The sequence below is a fragment of the Rhizobium tropici CIAT 899 genome, from assembly GCF_000330885.1.
Classification (GTDB): Bacteria; Pseudomonadota; Alphaproteobacteria; order Rhizobiales; family Rhizobiaceae; genus Rhizobium; species Rhizobium tropici.
Genome location: NC_020059.1, coordinates 3,202,401 through 3,218,649, shown reverse-complemented (window position 1 = coordinate 3,218,649; position 16,249 = coordinate 3,202,401). Strand labels below are relative to the sequence as shown.

At 59.4% G+C, this 16,249-nt stretch carries 13 protein-coding genes and 1 tRNA gene; 6 read left to right on the top strand and 8 right to left on the bottom strand.

The genetic code is table 11. The annotated features are described in order from the left end of the window. The first annotated feature begins 33 nt into the window (after positions 1-33). Together RTCIAT899_RS15795 and RTCIAT899_RS15790 are read left to right on the top strand one after the other, a co-directional pair. Positions 34-1,182 (top strand): efflux RND transporter periplasmic adaptor subunit, encoded by a 1,149-nt coding sequence (locus RTCIAT899_RS15795; protein WP_015341238.1) that lies wholly within the window; start codon positions 34-36, stop codon positions 1,180-1,182. A 23-nt stretch (positions 1,183-1,205) separates the two neighbouring features. Then, a complete protein-coding gene (locus RTCIAT899_RS15790; RefSeq protein WP_015341237.1) occupies positions 1,206-4,364 on the top strand; it encodes an efflux RND transporter permease subunit in 3,159 nt (1,052 codons plus the stop codon). A gap of 56 nt (positions 4,365-4,420) precedes the next feature. Here the strand turns inward: RTCIAT899_RS15790 and RTCIAT899_RS15785 are convergent, their stop codons facing one another. The 4 genes from RTCIAT899_RS15785 to RTCIAT899_RS15770 form a co-directional block, all read right to left on the bottom strand. Further along, the gene (locus RTCIAT899_RS15785; RefSeq protein WP_015341236.1) at positions 4,421-5,164 is read right to left on the bottom strand and encodes a metallophosphoesterase; all 744 of its coding nucleotides are present in this window, start codon (positions 5,162-5,164) and stop codon (positions 4,421-4,423) included. 228 nt (positions 5,165-5,392) lie between these two features. Beyond that, positions 5,393-5,866, bottom strand: coding sequence for a VOC family protein (locus RTCIAT899_RS15780; RefSeq protein ID WP_015341235.1), 474 nt, complete (start codon positions 5,864-5,866; stop codon positions 5,393-5,395). Between the two features lie 403 nt (positions 5,867-6,269). After that, complete coding sequence (gene pdxA / locus RTCIAT899_RS15775; RefSeq protein WP_015341234.1) at positions 6,270-7,286, bottom strand: 4-hydroxythreonine-4-phosphate dehydrogenase PdxA; 1,017 nt, start codon at positions 7,284-7,286, stop codon at positions 6,270-6,272. Then, the gene (locus RTCIAT899_RS15770) at positions 7,283-8,467 is read right to left on the bottom strand and encodes a four-carbon acid sugar kinase family protein (RefSeq protein WP_015341233.1); all 1,185 of its coding nucleotides are present in this window, start codon (positions 8,465-8,467) and stop codon (positions 7,283-7,285) included. The genes pdxA and RTCIAT899_RS15770 overlap by 4 nt, the downstream gene beginning before the upstream one ends. A 458-nt stretch (positions 8,468-8,925) precedes the next feature. Here RTCIAT899_RS15770 and RTCIAT899_RS15765 point away from each other — a divergent pair, with 458 nt between their 5' ends. After that, positions 8,926-9,273, top strand: a complete 348-nt coding sequence (locus RTCIAT899_RS15765; protein ID WP_041677988.1) for a CAP-Gly domain-containing protein — start codon at positions 8,926-8,928, stop codon at positions 9,271-9,273. A 21-nt stretch (positions 9,274-9,294) separates the two neighbouring features. On the opposite strand, the gene RTCIAT899_RS15760 is transcribed toward RTCIAT899_RS15765, so the two are convergent. From RTCIAT899_RS15760 to RTCIAT899_RS15745, 4 genes are all read right to left on the bottom strand, one after another. Then, positions 9,295-10,359 (bottom strand): D-alanine--D-alanine ligase family protein, encoded by a 1,065-nt coding sequence (locus RTCIAT899_RS15760; protein WP_015341231.1) that lies wholly within the window; start codon positions 10,357-10,359, stop codon positions 9,295-9,297. Between the two features lie 183 nt (positions 10,360-10,542). Continuing rightward, positions 10,543-11,244, bottom strand: a complete 702-nt coding sequence (locus RTCIAT899_RS15755; protein WP_015341230.1) for a DUF2290 domain-containing protein — start codon at positions 11,242-11,244, stop codon at positions 10,543-10,545. Further along, positions 11,237-13,390, bottom strand: a complete 2,154-nt coding sequence (locus tag RTCIAT899_RS15750) for a DEAD/DEAH box helicase (RefSeq protein WP_015341229.1) — start codon at positions 13,388-13,390, stop codon at positions 11,237-11,239. The genes RTCIAT899_RS15755 and RTCIAT899_RS15750 overlap by 8 nt, the downstream gene beginning before the upstream one ends. Positions 13,391-13,600: 210 nt before the next feature. After that, positions 13,601-13,675: transfer RNA gene (locus RTCIAT899_RS15745), tRNA-Thr, on the bottom strand. 155 nt (positions 13,676-13,830) lie between these two features. On the opposite strand from RTCIAT899_RS15745, the gene RTCIAT899_RS31670 reads away from it, so the two are divergent. The 3 genes from RTCIAT899_RS31670 to RTCIAT899_RS15730 all read left to right on the top strand — a co-directional run bounded on the left by RTCIAT899_RS31670 (position 13,831) and on the right by RTCIAT899_RS15730 (position 16,229). Next, entirely contained in the window at positions 13,831-14,115 is a 285-nt protein-coding gene (locus RTCIAT899_RS31670) for a hypothetical protein (RefSeq protein ID WP_244441421.1), read from the top strand. 144 nt (positions 14,116-14,259) lie between these two features. Further along, positions 14,260-15,552 carry a UDP-N-acetylglucosamine 1-carboxyvinyltransferase gene (gene murA, locus RTCIAT899_RS15735; protein ID WP_015341227.1) on the top strand — a complete coding sequence of 431 codons (1,293 nt, stop codon included), beginning with the start codon at positions 14,260-14,262 and terminating at the stop codon, positions 15,550-15,552. Positions 15,553-15,785: 233 nt separating this feature from the next. Further along, positions 15,786-16,229 (top strand): DUF2948 family protein, encoded by a 444-nt coding sequence (locus tag RTCIAT899_RS15730; protein WP_015341226.1) that lies wholly within the window; start codon positions 15,786-15,788, stop codon positions 16,227-16,229. Positions 16,230-16,249 lie beyond the last annotated feature (20 nt).

Genomic DNA, 16,249 nt, shown 5'->3' with positions numbered 1-16,249 from the left:
CGCTCACTTTTTGTTCGACTTTAGGAGAGCGACATGGTTTCGCTGACGACCAACACCTTACGGACCATTGCCGGTGCGGCACTCTTTGCCGCTTTCGGACTTGGGCTCACAGGCTGCAATGAGAAGAAAGAAGAGACGGCGGAGGTGGTCCGGCCGGTCAAGGTCGTTGAAATCGCTCAAGCCGACACGACGCGCAAGCTTGATTATTCCGGAGCCGTCCGTGCGCGGACGGACATGAATCTCGGCTTTCGCGTGAACGGTAAGATCGTCGAGCGCAAGGTGGATATCGGCCAGAGGGTAAAACCCGGCGATGTGATCGCCCGCATGGATGCTACCGACTATATTCTCGCGGTGCGTCGCTCGCAGGCGGATCTGGATGCGGCCGAAAAGCAGGTGCAGACGACCGAGCTTGCTCGCACGCGTGCGCAGACGCTCTTCAGCAAGAATGTCACCTCCAAGTCGCAGCTCGAGCAAGCGGAGCTTTCCTATGAACAGGCCGTCTCGACCCGGGATTCTGCTGTCTCGGCCCTGACCGAAGCCAAAAACCAGGTCGCCTATGCCGATCTGACCTCCGACATGAACGGTATCGTGACCGCAATCAATGCCGATGTCGGCCAGGTGGTCAGTTCCGGCACACCCGTCATCACGGTTGCCGTCGATGGCGAGAAGGAAGTGCAAGTCGCTGTCCCGGAAATGGACATCGCCCAATTCAAGGTCGGCAAGGACGTCAAGGCGCGCTTCTGGTCCGACGCCGCCCTCGTGCTCAATGGAAAGGTGCGGGAAGTGTCCGGCAGTGCCGATCAATCGCGCACCTTCGCCGTACGGGTCAGCGTTCCGAACGATCCGCGGGTGCTGCTCGGCATGACTGCGACGATCGAGGCGCTTGCCGATAATACCCAGTCCTATGTTTCCATTCCGCTGAGCGCACTCGCGCAGAAGGACGGAAAGCAGATCGTCTGGCTGGTGGATCGCAGTGCCGGCACGGTTCATTCCCGCGCCATCCAGGTTGCCGATTTCGCCGATGACGGCGTGAGGGTCGCCGATGGCCTGAAAGCCGGCGATGTCGTTGTCGCTGCCGGTACGCAATTCATGACCGAGAACATGAAGGTCAAGCTTCCGGCTGCATCAGCCCAGCAGGCTTCCGCAGAAATCAACGCCGCCTCGGCGGATATTGTACGCTGACCCGGATCGAGGGGGACGAGATTATGTCCATCAATAGCACCTCCGGTGAGAGGAAGCGTTTCAACCTGTCGCGGTGGGCGATCGCCCATCCAAGCATCGCTCGTTTTCTGTTCGGGCTCATCATCATCGCCGGCGCGCTCGGCCTGACCCATATGGGTCAGAAGGAAGACCCGGATTTCACCTTCCGCGTCATGGTCGTGCAGACCGTCTGGCCCGGTGCCTCGCTGCAGGACATGGAAGACCAGGTGGTCAACAAGATCGAGCGCAAGCTGCAGGAAACGCCGCATCTCGATTGGGTCAAATCCTATACCCGCGCCGGCTTTGCCATCACGACAATCCAGATCAAGGGCGATACCAATACGGCCGAGGTGAAGGACGCCTTCTACCAGATCCGCAAGAAGGTCGGCGATATCGGCAACGAGCTGCCGTCTGGCCTGCTTGGTCCCTATTTCAACGATGAATTCGGCGATACCTTCATCACGCTGCATTCGATCAGCGGCGACGGCTATACCTATCCCGAGCTGAAGAAATTCGCCATTCAGGCCCGCGACATGCTGCTTTCGACGCCCGGTGTCGAGAAGGCGACCATCATCGGCGACCAGGCGGAGCAGATCTATATCGACGTCTCGTCCAAGGTCTTGGCCGAGCGTGGGCTGACGCTCAACGACCTGAAGAACGCTATTATCGGGCAGAACAACGTCGATCCGGCCGGTAATGTCGATACGAGCACCCGCTCCGTGCGCATCTCGGTCGAGGGCGATGTCAACAAGATAGAGGATATCAAGAACCTGCGGCTCAACGCCGGTGGCCAGGTGACCCGTCTCGGCGATATCGCCACCGTCACCGCCGGGCTGCAGGACCCCTATACGGCCAAGTTTCTCTACAACGGCCATCCAAGCGTGCAGCTCGGGGTCGTCATGGCTCCAGGCTTCAAGGTGACCGATGTCGGTACGTCTGTCGAGGAAACCTATAAGCGCTTCGAAGCCTCGCTGCCGGTCGGCGTTCAGGTCGATCAGATCGCCAATCAGCCTGATGTCGTCACCGACGCGATCAGCGAATTCATGCACGCGCTCGGCGAAGCTCTTGTCATCGTGCTGATCGTCTCGTTCCTGTCGATCGGCTGGCGTTCCGGCCTCGTGATCGCCATCGCCATTCCGCTGGTGCTGGCCGCGACCTTCGCCATCATGTACGAGCTCGGCATCGACCTGCAGCGCATTTCGCTCGGCGCCCTCATCATCGCGCTCGGCCTGCTCGTCGACGACGCCATGATCGTCGTCGAGCTCATGGAGCGCAAGCTGGAGGAGGGGCTGGTGAAGCTCGATGCCGCCAGCTTCGCCTATTCCTCGACCGCCTTCCCGATGCTGACGGGTACGCTGATCACCACCGCCGGCTTCATCCCGGTGGGATTTGCGGCATCGACAGCAGGCGAATATGTCCGTTCGCTTTTCTACGTTGTCGGCATCGCGCTTGTGGTCTCCTGGTTCGTGGCCGTCTATTTCACGCCATGGCTCGGCTACATGATCCTCAAGCAGCGGCATCATGCCGGTGAGCATCATGATGTGTTCGACACGCGATTCTATCGCCGTCTGCATTCTTCCGTTGCCTGGGCCGTACGCCACCGCGTTATCGTTCTGCTTCTGACGCTTGCAGCCTTCGTCGGCAGCCTCTGGTCCTTCCAGTTCATTCCGCAGAACTTCTTCCCGCAGTCCTCGCGGCCGGAAATCCTCGTGGACCTGTGGCTGCCCGAAGGCACCAGCATCAAGGAAGTCGAGCGCCAGGCGCAGGCGCTCGAGGCACGCATGGCCGATGATCCGGACAAGCGCTTCATCGCCACCTATGTCGGTCAGGGCGCGCCGCGTTTCTTCCTGCCGCTCGATCAGCAGCTGACCAACCCGAACTATGCCCAGATGCTGGTCATGGCCAAGGACGAGCCGGCCCGCGAGCGGCTGATCACCAAGATGCGCGGTATCCTGGCGGCGGATTTCCCCTCCGTCCGTGGCAAGGTCGACCGCCTGTTCCTCGGTCCGCCCACCGGCTGGCCCGTACAGCTGCGCGTGATGGGTCCCGACCGGCAGGAGGTTCGCCGTATTGCCGACGAGGTGAAGCAGCGCTTTACCCAAAACCCGCTGCTCGGCGCCATCCATGACGACTGGCTCGAGCCGGTGCCGGCCATGAAACTGGTGATCGATCAGGACCGTGCCCGCGCTCTCGGCGTCACCTCACAGCGCATCCGCCAGATGCTGCAGGCCTCGATGTCCGGCTTCACCCTCGACAATTATCGCGAAGGCGAGGAAACCGTTGGCATTGTTGCCCGCGAACCGGACGCGAGCCGTCATCTGCTGACCTCGGTGAACTCGGTCTACATTCCGACCGATAGCGGCGGGTTCGTGCCGCTGTCGCAGGTCGCCAAGATCGTGCCCGTCATGGAGCAGAGCATCGAATGGCGCCGTGACCGCCTGCCGACCATCTCAGTGCGGGCAACCTTGCCTGATAACGTGCAGTCGAACGACGTGACAGCCAAGCTCTACAACGACATGGCCGATCTGAGGAGCAGCCTGCCGGCCGGCTACAAGATCGAAATCCAGGGCGGTGCCGAAGATAGCGCCGAAAGCCAGGCCTCGATCGCCGCCAAGGCGCCGATCATGCTCGTCATTATCGTCGTGCTCCTGATGGCGCAGCTGCAGCATTTCGGCAAGGCGATGCTGGTGCTCGCCACCGGCCCGCTCGGCATCATCGGCGCGGCAGGGGCTCTGCTCATCAGCGGTGCGCCCTTCGGCTTCGTTGCGATCCTCGGCGTCATCGCACTGCTCGGCATCATCATCCGCAACTCGATCATCCTCGTCGACCAGATCGACCAGGATATCGCGGCAGGCATGGACAGGAAGGAAGCGATCATCGGCTCGGCCGTGCGTCGTTTCCGGCCGATCATGCTGACGGCGCTGACGGCCGTTCTGGCGCTGATCCCGATCTCGCGCGGTGTCTTCTGGGGGCCGCTCGCCTACGCCATGATGGGCGGTATCCTGGTTGCGACCGTGCTGACGATCTTCGTGCTGCCCGCCGGCTATGCCCTGTTCTTCGGCCGCGATCCCAAGAGCAAATCGGCGGAGCCGGTTGTCAGCGAGCAGGCCGACGAGGAAGAGGGCAATACGGTTCAGCTGCCGCCGGCGGTGGCGGCGGAGTAGGGCGCCTGAAAGAAACAAATATCCCGGCTTCGAGCCGGGATATTTGTTTGAACCGTTCAGATCGACTGCAGGATTGTCGGCCTGCCGTCGGCGATCTTGAGGATCGTCAGGCTTCCGCCCATGGAAACGGCGGTGTCGATGCCAATGCGGCCCAAGCCGAAGGTGGCGTGCGAATGCGGTGTGTGGCCGTGGATGACCAGCAGCGGCAGTTGCGGCCCTTCCGACAGGAAGGGTTCGCGGATCCACATCAGATCCTCGTCCGTCTGAATGCTTAAGGGGATGCCGGGCTTGATGCCGGCATGCACGAAGAGCGTCGAGTCTAAAATGACGGCTACAGCCAATGAACGCAGCAGATCGACATGCGCCGGCGGCATCGCGTTCAGCGTCATGTCGCGCAATTGCCGGATACTATACCCTAGATCGAAGAGAAGATGTCTGGCGTCTATGCCGTAGGATGCGAATGTCGGCAGCGCGCCGAATTCGAGCCAGTGGCTGTTGGTCTCGGGATCATCGAGAAAGCGCAGGAAGACATCGTCGTGATTGCCGCAAAGCGCGTAGCGGTCGAAGCCCTCGGGCGGCGGCGCGCTGAGATGCGCGAGCACATCGCCGGAGCGCGGGCCGCGATCGACGTAATCGCCGAGGTACATCAGGAGCTTTCGGCCGGGAAGATTGCGGGCGTCCGAAACGATGCGCCTTTCCGCCTCCACCATTTCGTCATAGGAGCCGTGGATGTCGCTCAGCGCATAGATCGCGGCATAGTCGCGTCCGGTGAGATCGATGCGGTCTCTTTGCTGCTGCATGGAATCCGCCGTTTCCTGCCGGGTCGTGCCTCAACGGCGCGGCAGTCCAATCGCTTGAATGGTGTCGAGAAACCCGCCTTGGACGAGCCTATAACGGACGGTATTCCAAGCTTCGAGTTGCTGCAAGTCTTACGGGCGTCGGCATTGGTCTGAACCGCTGAAATTGCAGGGATTTTCACGGTATTGTCGGAAGGCCATACTTGGGCAGCCTCCCGGCAGCGAAGATGCTCAGCCGCGATAGGCGGCTTCGAGCCCGGCAATGTCGAGCTTGACCATGCCCATCCAGGCCCGCATGACGCGAGCGGCCTTTGCCGGATCCGGATCGGCGATATACTTGCGGAGCACCGCCGGCACGATCTGCCAGTAGACACCGTAGCGATCCGTCACCCAACCGCAATGCACCGGAGTGCCGCCATCGACAAGACCGTCCCAAAGGCGGTCGACCTCAGCCTGGTCGGCGCAATCCACCTCCAGCGAGATCGCATGATTGTATTCGATGCGGTCGCCGCCGTTCAATGCCATGAAGCGCTGGCCGGCGAGCGTGAAAGTAATGACCAGAATCTCATCGGACTTGCCGGAGGGCATGTCGACAATGTTCTTTTGCACGTGGTCGATCCGGGAATCGGGGAAGAGCGAGACATAGAAATTCGCAGCCTCCTCGGCTTCCCGCGCAAACCACAGGCATGGGGCAATCTTGGACATTGGGTGCTCCTCTCTCGGATGGACTTCTCCAGCTAAGCTGCCGGAGGACGTCTGAGGAAACAGGATGCCGACACCGAGCTCTGAAAAATGCCTTTCAACGCGATGCAGGCGGGCAGAATTGTCTTTTAGATATCGATTGTGAACTCGCGGAGGGCGCGCTGCCCCCCTCTGTCCCTTTCGGGACATCTCCCCCACAAGGGGGGAGATTGGTAACTCGCTGCACTTTCCTGCCTCAAGCAAGCATTAAATTTGCTGATTGCTGTGTTCTTGTTGTTTTAGCTGAAACGGGGCGACATACTCCGAACGATCTCCCCCCATGTGGGGGAGATGTCCCGAAGGGGACAGAGGGGGGTATCAGGGGTGCGATAGGCGAGAGAGGTATTTGGCCGATGCGGCACCAAGCTCAATCGTTCATCGCCAACCTCTCAGCGAACTCGATCGCCTCGATCAGGCTGCGTTCATTGGCGATGCCTTTGCCGGCGATGTCGAAGGCGGTGCCGTGATCGACCGAGGTGCGCACGATCGGCAGGCCGAGGGTGATGTTGACGCCGGAAAGATCCATCCATTTGCCCGTCGCGGGATCGATCTCGAAACCCAGCAGCTTGACCGGAATATGGCCCTGATCGTGATACATGGCGATGACGGCGTCATATTGGCCGGCACGCAGCTTGACGAAGACGGTGTCGCCGGGGACGGGACCGACAATATCGAGCCCGTCGGTGACTGCCTTGGCGATGGTCGGCGCGGAGATGTCGATATCCTGCCGGCCGAAGAGACCGCCTTCGCCGGCATGCGGATTAAGCGCGGCAACGGCGATCTTCGGGCTGGCGATGCCGAGGTTTTTGAGGGCCTTGTGCGTGAGATCGATGACGAGCCGCAGTCGCTCGGGCGTCAGGCGCTTCGGCACATCCTCCAGCGCGACATGGGTGGTGACGTGGCTGACGCGCATATTGCCATGGGCGAGCATCATGACAGAGCCGCGCGCGCCGGTCAGTTCCGCCAACAGCTCGGTATGACCGGCATAATGAAAGCCGGCCTTGTTCAGCGCTTCCTTGTTGAGCGGCGCCGTGACGATGCCGCCGACCTTGCCTGACATGGCGAGTTGGACGCCCTTCTCAATTGCCTTGAACGCCATGCGGCCACCATCGCTGGAAAGCCGGCCAGGCAGGATCGGCTCTCCTTCGGCATCGGCCTGGATGAAGCAGAGGTTCGGCCAGTCGCCCTGCATCTCAGTCTCGGGAATCTCGATATCGAGGCCAAGCTGCTGCTCGGCGAGCCGCAGGGCCGGGCCGCTGCCGATAATTGTAAGTTTTAACTTACCTTGTCCAAGCCGATCCTTCAAGCGGGCTGCTGCCTTGACGATGATTTCCGGGCCAATGCCGGCGGGGTCGCCCATGGTGATCGCCAGATGCCGCGTCATGGTTCTTCTCCTCCGGCAATCAGCCCGTTTTCATTCAGGAGGTCGCGCCATAGGGTCGGGCCGCCGAAGGCACCCGATTTGGAGATGACGGTCGTTCCTTCCCAGGCACCGCCGACAATCGTCGAGCGGGGGAGGCCGGGTGCGGCCTGGCCGGTGATGCTGAGGGCTGCCACATCGAGCGCCGAGCAGAGATTGCGCAGGGTCTCGCCACCGGCGACGATCAATGTGCCTGGGGCCGGCAGCGTCTTGGCCATGCCGCCGAAGCTCGCCGCGATCCGTCTTGCAGCATCATCGCGCTCAAGCCCTGTCGGCAGATCGAGGCTTACCATGGCGACGCCACTTTGCTGAATTTGATTGTCGATGGCGTCGGCATCAGCGCCTTCGCCGAGCTTCAACCAATTGGGGCCACAAGCCTGGAGCTGCGCCAACGTGATCGGCTGATCCGAGCCGAACAGGCCAAGCACCGGCCTTTGCAGCTTGCGCGAGATGGGGACCGATAGCGTTGGGTAGCGTTTGCTCTCGTTCTTCCTGGCGTGAGAGCGGTGGTGCATTGCCCGGTCGATATTGCGTGCCAGAGCGCGGGCGAGACCGCCGGTGCCGCTCCAGAGGACCGGCCCTTCCATCTGCGACGATACCCATGCGATGACGGCATCGAGATCGTCATCCGTATGTGCATCGAAAACATGGATGCCATCCGGAATGGGCTGGTTTTCGAGGTTATCGAGCGTCGTGTTGAAGGCCGGCAATCCCTCGGCTCGCAAATGCGTGACGAGATCGCCGCTGATGTCGCGCCAGGCGTCCTTGCCGGCATAAAGCACCTGCCGGCCGCCGCGTGTATGCCGCCCGTGATGCGGAAAGGCCGGCGCGAGGATGCAATGCCGCCAGTGGCCGAGCCGGAAGCAGGCGGCCAATTCCGCCGCCCAGGGGCCGCGAAACAGGCTGTCCACCTTCTTGAAGGCAAGATCGGCGCCTTGCAGCAGCGGCGCAATGCCGGCGACGATATCAGCTGCTTCGGCGGCTGTTTTCTCTCGGGTGCCGCTGTCGATCGCCAGGCAATCCGGCAGCTTCGCGGAAAGAGCATCGCTGCGCTCGACCGCGATTGGCCCGTAGACACCGACGAATTCGACGGCGGTATCGAGCGCGCCGGTCAAATCGTCGGCAATGAGGCGGAGAGTGGGCATTGGCGGAAAAGCCTTCAGCGGGCCTTGCGGGTATCGGATATGGAAATGGACGTGAGACCTTGCGGCGGCTCGGACGAAGCGCAATCTTCAGCCTTCCATGAAGGATGTCAACGGGTTGCTTTGTCACCGAGTCATGTCGGGCCGTCGGATATGAAATATAAAAATGCCCCTCACCCCAACCCTCTCCCCGTTTTGACAGGGAGAGGGGGCGATCCCGCCAAGCCCCTTCGCCCCGTCCTGAGCCTGTCGAAGGGGCGGGGAGAAGGTGGACTAGAGCAGTTGAGCGAAGCGAAACTGTGAGAGGACGGATGAGGGGCTCATCTGTCCATATGCAACTGCCTGCCATTTCATCCACCCGGGCTGCGACGTCTGCCCGCGTTTACCCACTGGCGCATATGCGGATATGCTTGTAAGTGAACGGCGCGGCGGATCGCTTCGGTCGCTTCAAGGAGGGCAGGGTGAGTTACGATTTCCATGTGGGCCAGAAGGTCGTCTGCATCGACGACAAATTCAAGCATGTCAGCATCGATCAGCTGATCCGCAAGGGGACGATCTACACCATCCGCTGGGTCGGCGAGTACACGCATTATGTCGACGGCACCTTCATCGGCGTGAAGCTGGAGGAAATCCATCGCGGCAATGACGACGGGCCGGAAGGCTATGGCGCCGCCGACATGCCCTATCGCGCCAGCCGCTTCCGCCCGCTGGTCAAGGATAAGATCGCCTCGCTCAGAAAGCTCCTGGCGCCGACGCCGGATGCGCCGGTGGAGCCGAAGGTCAAGGTGAAGAAGACGGAAAAGGTCTGACGGCGGGCAGTGTTACCTGATTTAGCCCTGCCGCGCCCGCGCAAGCCCGTGCTCGATCAGGCGGCTGATGAGCTCCGGATAGGAAATGCCCGAGGCGCTCATGGCCTTGGGATACATGCTGATATTGGTGAAGCCGGGCATGGTATTGATCTCGTTGATGACGGCGCTGCCATCCGGCCGCAAAAAGAAATCGACGCGCGCCAGCCCTTCGCATCCGAGCGCGCGAAAACCATCCGCCGCCATGCGCTTCATCGCCTCCGCCGTCCCGGCCGGAATATCCGCCGGCACGGTGACGACGGCGCCATGCTGGTCGAGATATTTCGCCTCGTAGGAATAGAAGCCGTGGGTCGCGGCCGTCGCAATCTCGCCCGGCACGGAGACGAAGAGCGTGCCATCCGGCTGCTCCAGCACCGCATATTCGATCTCGCGGGCGCGCACGAATTCTTCCACCAGCACCTTGCAGTCATGCCGGAAGGCCTCGGCCAGCGCGCTCTCGAAGGCTGCGGCATCCTGCACCTTGCTGACGCCGACCGACGAGCCCTGGCGCGTGGGCTTGACGAAGACGGGTGAGCCGAGCGCGCTCACGATCTCATCGAAATCGGGCTTTTCGCCACGCGTCAGCGTAACCGAGAGGGCAACAGGCAGGCCGGCCTCGCGCAGCAGGCGCTTTGCCATATCCTTGTCGATCGCATTGGCCGAGCCCAGAATGCCGCAGCCGACGAGGGGCAGGCCGACGATCTGGGCAAGGCCCTGAATGGAGCCATCCTCGCCGTTCAGCCCATGCAGCACCGGAAACAGCACGTCGACCGCCGGCAGCTCGCGCGCCCCGGCACCTTCCAGCGCCATCAGCCGGCCCTTGCCGCCCGGAACCAGGCAGACTTCTGTGCCCTCATAGGCAATCGGCTCCGGCAGCACGCCGCCCTTTTCCTGGACCAGCAGCCAGCGCCCGGCGCGATCGATCAGGATCGGCACGATCTCATATTTCGCGCGATCGATCGCCTTGACGACATTGCGGGCCGACATGACGGAAACCTCATGCTCGCTGGACTGACCGCCAAACAGAACGGCGACGCGTAGTTTCGACATTGAGGCTTTTCTCCCGGGCCAGGATGGATGTGATGGGAGAAGGGTAAACGGGGGATTGCAGCGGAATTGGGGTGGAGAATCTGCCCAGTGCCAACAACATCTTTGTTTGCGCTGAATATCGCTTCAATTGCCACGAAGATAAGACACGGCTCGGCGATCGTGTTAACGACCTTTTGGAAGACGTTAAGCTAGATGAAAACGACGTCCCTCAGCTTCGGAAAATTCATTGGCATAAAGCAGTCGGGATTCGGTCTTAGCGATTTCAAGAAGCCTATCCATCGTTAATTCCTGTTCACCGCTCCGCACCAGTTCGGCCGTCATCCAGTGCTCGAGATAGAAAAGCCGAAATACGAGCAGCGCAAAGGCGGTAACCGTGAGGTACCGCCGGACCGCCCATCTGTTTTCCCCGTGAAATCCGAGATGGAGATGTGAACAAGGATGCGTTGCTTCGACATATTGATCCAACGCATAATCATACCGGACCAAAGGAGGATGTTGGGGGCGCCTAACTTCTGAAGCACGGTGAAGAAACTCATCAACGTCGATGATCCCTTCTGCTACGAATTCTTGCATTTCCGTTAGTTCAGCTACCGCAGTCTTGGATGCGCCGAAAAACGGATTAGGATAGTACGCAAATCGAACCCCGTCGTTACCACCAACTCCGAATTGAAAGAAGGAGTAATCCCTGAGCAGAATATTATACTGGGATTCGCGAAGTCCGATCAGATAAAGGTCTTCGTAAGTCGAGTTTGGATCGACGGCTACCCTTTTGAAGTCTTCAGACACTTCAAGAGCTACGGGGCCAGAAAAAATCTCGTCAACATGCAAGGCTTTTGTATAGTCCCAGACCTTGCGGATTTGCGCCATCCATTCTGCTTTATTCATTTATAAGCCCTTGCTGCATTTCCTCCTCTATCTCGTCATCGGAGAATCCGGCATCTCTAAGCTTTTTGAGATATTGCTCTCTCGCTGCCCGTGCAGCAGTTTGCTTCTTACTGAATCCTCTCTGAATTGTTTCGATTTCGTTCAAGTCAGGCATAACGAAGCTTATTTTCGGAGCGTTCGCGATGGCGGTTTGCAGCTCCGTTATGATCGGTGCCCCTGCCCGAAACACGCCGCTGACACGTAGCCACGCTTTTGACCGTGTAAAGGCCGTAAAGATTTTGTTTCGCCCATCTCTTAATCTCGTTTCGACGGCGTCAATACCGACCGCAATCACAGCCGCAGCTTCGTTGCCTTTCGCTCGATAAACAGTCGATAGCGTGATTTTGCCTGAAATTGTAAAGGGTGGTTCATTGTAAGGGTCTGCAATTACGTTGTTTGACGACACGCCGACTAATGATAATCCCTCGGCGATCCGAGTGAGGTATCCTCGCGCATGACGGTCATCGAGGGCAACCACCAGAATCTCATCAGGCTCTAGGCCTCCGCCAATGAATGAAGCGATTTGTGCAAGAACCCAATCAACTTCTTCTTCGAGGTTTCTTGCAACGAAGGTTTCAATAGTAGGCCAGCCAGGAATGTCTGCGATGTTGAGAGGGCTATTTCGATCGGGCCTGAGGACTTCAACGGGCTTACCGGTTTGGAGAGGACCGGATAGTACTTCGTACCCGACATCTTCCCAATGCTCAGCGCTTTCTAGCATTTGTACGACGCTATTGCTGTAAACGCCAAACCCCAAGGCGTGTGCCGAAACCAGAACGTCCCGTTGATTTCGATATGCTTTGCTAAGCACGGCGTCGTTAGTTGCGCCAGGCGGAACCTGGTTAGATGTTCTGTCTAGATCAACTAGAGGTATGCCATTCTCATCCCGCCCAAATAGATCGATCGGCTGGCGAATCTTCACATTCAAGATGTCCTGAAGTTCATCATAAGCCCAAATAACCGATTTTTTGTCTCGTTCTCCCTTCGCGAGGTGAAACGCGAGCCGATAGAAGCTGTCGGGAAAATCTTGTCCCTCATCGATCAAGACGTAGTCGTAGTATGGGCGAACCGCATTGCTGTTCAAGAGGTCCGCACAAGCGGCTCCAAATGCGGTCTCGCCACGTTTTGCTAGGCGTTTCGCTTCGGGCAATGTTAGAGCTGGTCGCCCGCTCCGCATACAGGCATCTGAATAAACGCCGGGTACGCTAGCACCACCCCATCCGTGACGAATCTGAACTTTTTTCCAATCCGGGTCGCTGTCAGAGTAGAGTCTATAAAACTTGGTGACCAACGTCTTGATGGTCGCTCGGAGGCTTTTCGTATAAAAAGTAATGAGGATTAAGCTGTCGGGATTAGTGAGATGGATGTGAGCGGCTTTCATCGCTAGGATGACCGTCTTCCCTGAACCCGCAAGCCCTCTTATGCGCGCAGGCCCGCCAACGTCCACCAGCGCAATACGCCGTTGCTTCTCATCGAAGTTCGTTATCTCATTTTCCAGCCTAGCTAACGCTGCTGCAAGCGGCTGCTTTACTGCATCTTCGATGATCCGCTTTGACGGTTTCGTTAGAGCCTTTGCTCCCTCTACGACAGAGCGTACCTCTGCAACAATGGGAGCATCGAGCGGCTCTCCTCTGACGCGTTTGAGAACCTCAGCAAGGGATTCCAAACTCGCGCAGACTGTGGATTCTATACTGTCGCTTTCAGCGGTTGATACCCCAATGTCAGGACTAAGGAGTATTATTGTGTGGATCTCGACAACGGACGATGTTCGGCTGCGACGAAGTTCGCGGCTACGGATGAGGCGAGAATGCAAGTTACTTGAAAAGTCATCGAGTGCGGCATCGATCTCATTAAGTGTCTCCTTCGATCGTTGGAACATTGAGTTGTCCAAAGCCCGCACTGCAACAAAGCCATGTGAGGGCGAAAGAATGAGCACATCCGGTCGAAAAAGAGAGGCCTCATAGTCAACATATGCTGGAAAATCGTAATAAATAACGGCATCGTTGAGGCCTAATACGGATTGATTTTCTTGAAGATAGCCGACCAGCGCTCGGGATGTCGGATCATTCTTCCAACGGCTGGTAGTTACCACAATCTCCAAGGCCATGCCCGGTCACTCCTGTCTGCTACAAGCGGCTGGTCCGCTTGCGCAAGGTTATACCAAACTAACCGTAAGGTGGTAGCGTCTCAGCAATTTGTACCGCCCTAAAGTTCTCGGTTGTTAAGCGGAACGTTAGAGCCTCGGGTAACGGCTGTAGCAAACCGGTGTCTGAAAAGCCAAAGAGCCTTGAGTGATGAAAAGTAGCGGAGAAAAAACTGGTGCTGCTAGAGAGATTTGAACTCTCGGCCTCTCCCTTACCAAGGGAGTGCTCTACCCCTGAGCTATAGCAGCAATCCGTGGCGCCGCTTGGTGCGCCATATTGGGCGAGGCGGCTATTGCCATAGGTCGGGGCCGAGTGCAAGCCGCAAATTGAAAGTTCTTTGAAAGATCGTTGGAAAAAATGTGTCGGTCTTTTGGCGCCTAAGGTTTTCCGCTATGAGGAAGCCATGGGTGCGGACAAGACGAAAATCGATGACGGGCAGGCTTTGCAGGGTGGTTCTGCTCCAAGCGGGGTCGGCGACGAGGCGGGCGAGCCCGTGGGCGGCAGGCAGGTCACGGAAGCGGATCGGCGGCGCGAGCGGGCGGCGCAGAAGCTGCGGGAGAATCTGTCTCGGCGCAAGCAGCAGGTGCGGGCGCGGCGCGCAGGCCAGGCGGACGAGACGGATGGTTTGTCGGCCGCAAAGCCTGTGGATAGTGCTGAAACCGCCGTAAAAAGGGACGAATCGCAATGATTGATGTCGCCCATCATCAAACGAATTGATGCGTTAATCTATTTCGTCTAAAGAGCGCCTTTTACCAAGGTGCACGAAACTTGGCGCCCGCAACCTGGGCGCTCGGAACTATCAGGAAAGGCGGGCTTCGCCCGTATTGCTTATATGGATCGTATCAGGATTGTCGGCGGCAATGAGCTCAACGGTATCATTCCGATCTCCGGCGCCAAGAATGCCGCCCTGCCGCTGATGATCGCCTCGCTGCTGACAAGCGATACACTGACGCTCGAAAACGTGCCGCATCTCGCCGATGTCGAGCTCCTGATGCGCATTCTCGGCAATCACGGCGTCGATGTCGCCGTCAACGGCCGGCGCGAGCGCCAGGAAGACGGCTATTCCCGCACGATCCATTTCACCTGCCGCACCATCGTCGATACGACAGCACCATACGAGCTCGTCGCCAAGATGCGCGCGAGCTTCTGGGTCATCGGGCCGCTGCTCGCCCGTGAAGGTCAGGCGCGCGTGTCGTTGCCCGGCGGTTGCGCCATCGGCACGCGTCCGGTCGATCTCTTCATCGAAGGCTTGCAGGCGCTCGGCGCCACTATGGAAATCGACGGCGGTTATATCAATGCCACGGCGCCGAAGGGCGGCCTCATCGGCGCCCGCTATGACTTCCCGAAGGTTTCCGTCGGCGCGACGCATGTGCTGATGATGGCCGCCACGCTTGCCCGCGGCACCACAATCATCGGCAATGCGGCTCGAGAGCCCGAGATCGTCGATCTCGCCAACTGCCTGATCGCCATGGGCGCCAAGATTTCCGGCGCCGGCACGAGCACGATCACCATCGAGGGCGTCACCTCGCTCTCCGGCGCGCGTCACCGCGTGCTGCCCGACCGTATCGAGACCGGCACCTATGCCATGGCCGTCGCCATGGCCGGCGGCGACGTCACACTCGAAAATACCGATGTGGCGCTGCTCGACACGGCGCTCGAAAGCCTGCGCCGCGCCGGTGCTACGGTTTCGCCGACCAACAACGGTATCCGCGTCATGCGCAATGGCGGTGGCATCCAGCCGGTCGACGTGGTCACCGATCCATTCCCCGGCTTCCCGACCGACCTGCAGGCACAGTTCATGGCGCTGATGACCCGCTCGTCGGGCGTCTCGAACATCACCGAGACCATCTTCGAAAATCGCTTCATGCATGTGCAGGAGCTCGCCCGCCTCGGCGCCAAGATCTCTCTTTCCGGTCAGACCGCCCGCGTCGAAGGCGTGCAGAAGCTGAAGGGCGCGCCCGTGATGGCGACCGACCTTCGCGCCTCCGTCTCGCTCGTCATTGCCGGCCTTGCCGCCGAAGGCGAGACGCTGGTGTCGCGCATCTATCACCTGGATCGCGGTTTCGAGCGGCTGGAAGACAAGCTGACGCGCTGCGGCGCCATCGTCGAGCGCATCAGCGACTAAGTTCGTCGCGTTCTCGCCGGACAGTTCTCCGGTTTTCAGCATTCCGCTGTCGCAAAAGCGCGACAGCATTTTGGATGATCGGGCTTATTTCCATCCGTCGGCGCGAAGAGAGCCGGCAAGCCCGCTTTCTTCGGTTGCGTCTTTTGCGCTCGCATTTTATGTCCATCACAAGGAATTCTCGGCAATGGCACTTGCCGGCCGTTTGACTGGCGTGATTAGGGATAAAAGGACGAATGAGCGATCTCAAGCTAATGGCACTCGACACCGAGGACCTGGATGTCATTTCTGCCTATATGCAGGATAGCGTCTTCAAGGTCGGCGACATGTCCTTTGCGCCGAAGCAGGAGCAGTTTTCGCTCGCGGCCAATCGTTTCGTCTGGGAGCAGTCGGACCAGCGCAGCAAGCCCTACGAACGCCATCGCTCCGCGCTGGTGTTCAAGCGTGTGCAGGCCGTGCGTTCCAACGGCTTCGACCGGCGTAACCGCGACGAAGTTCTGTCGCTGCTCGCAATCCGCTTCGAGCAGAAGGGCGAGGGCCCGGACGGCACGATCGAGCTTGCCCTTGCCGCCAACGCTACGATTGCGCTCGATGTCGAATGCATCGAGGCCCAGCTCGCGGATATTGGCGGCGCGTGGGAAACGGCCCATAAGCCTCGACATCCCGACGCGGGCGAATAGATAGCAACGGTTGGATTTTT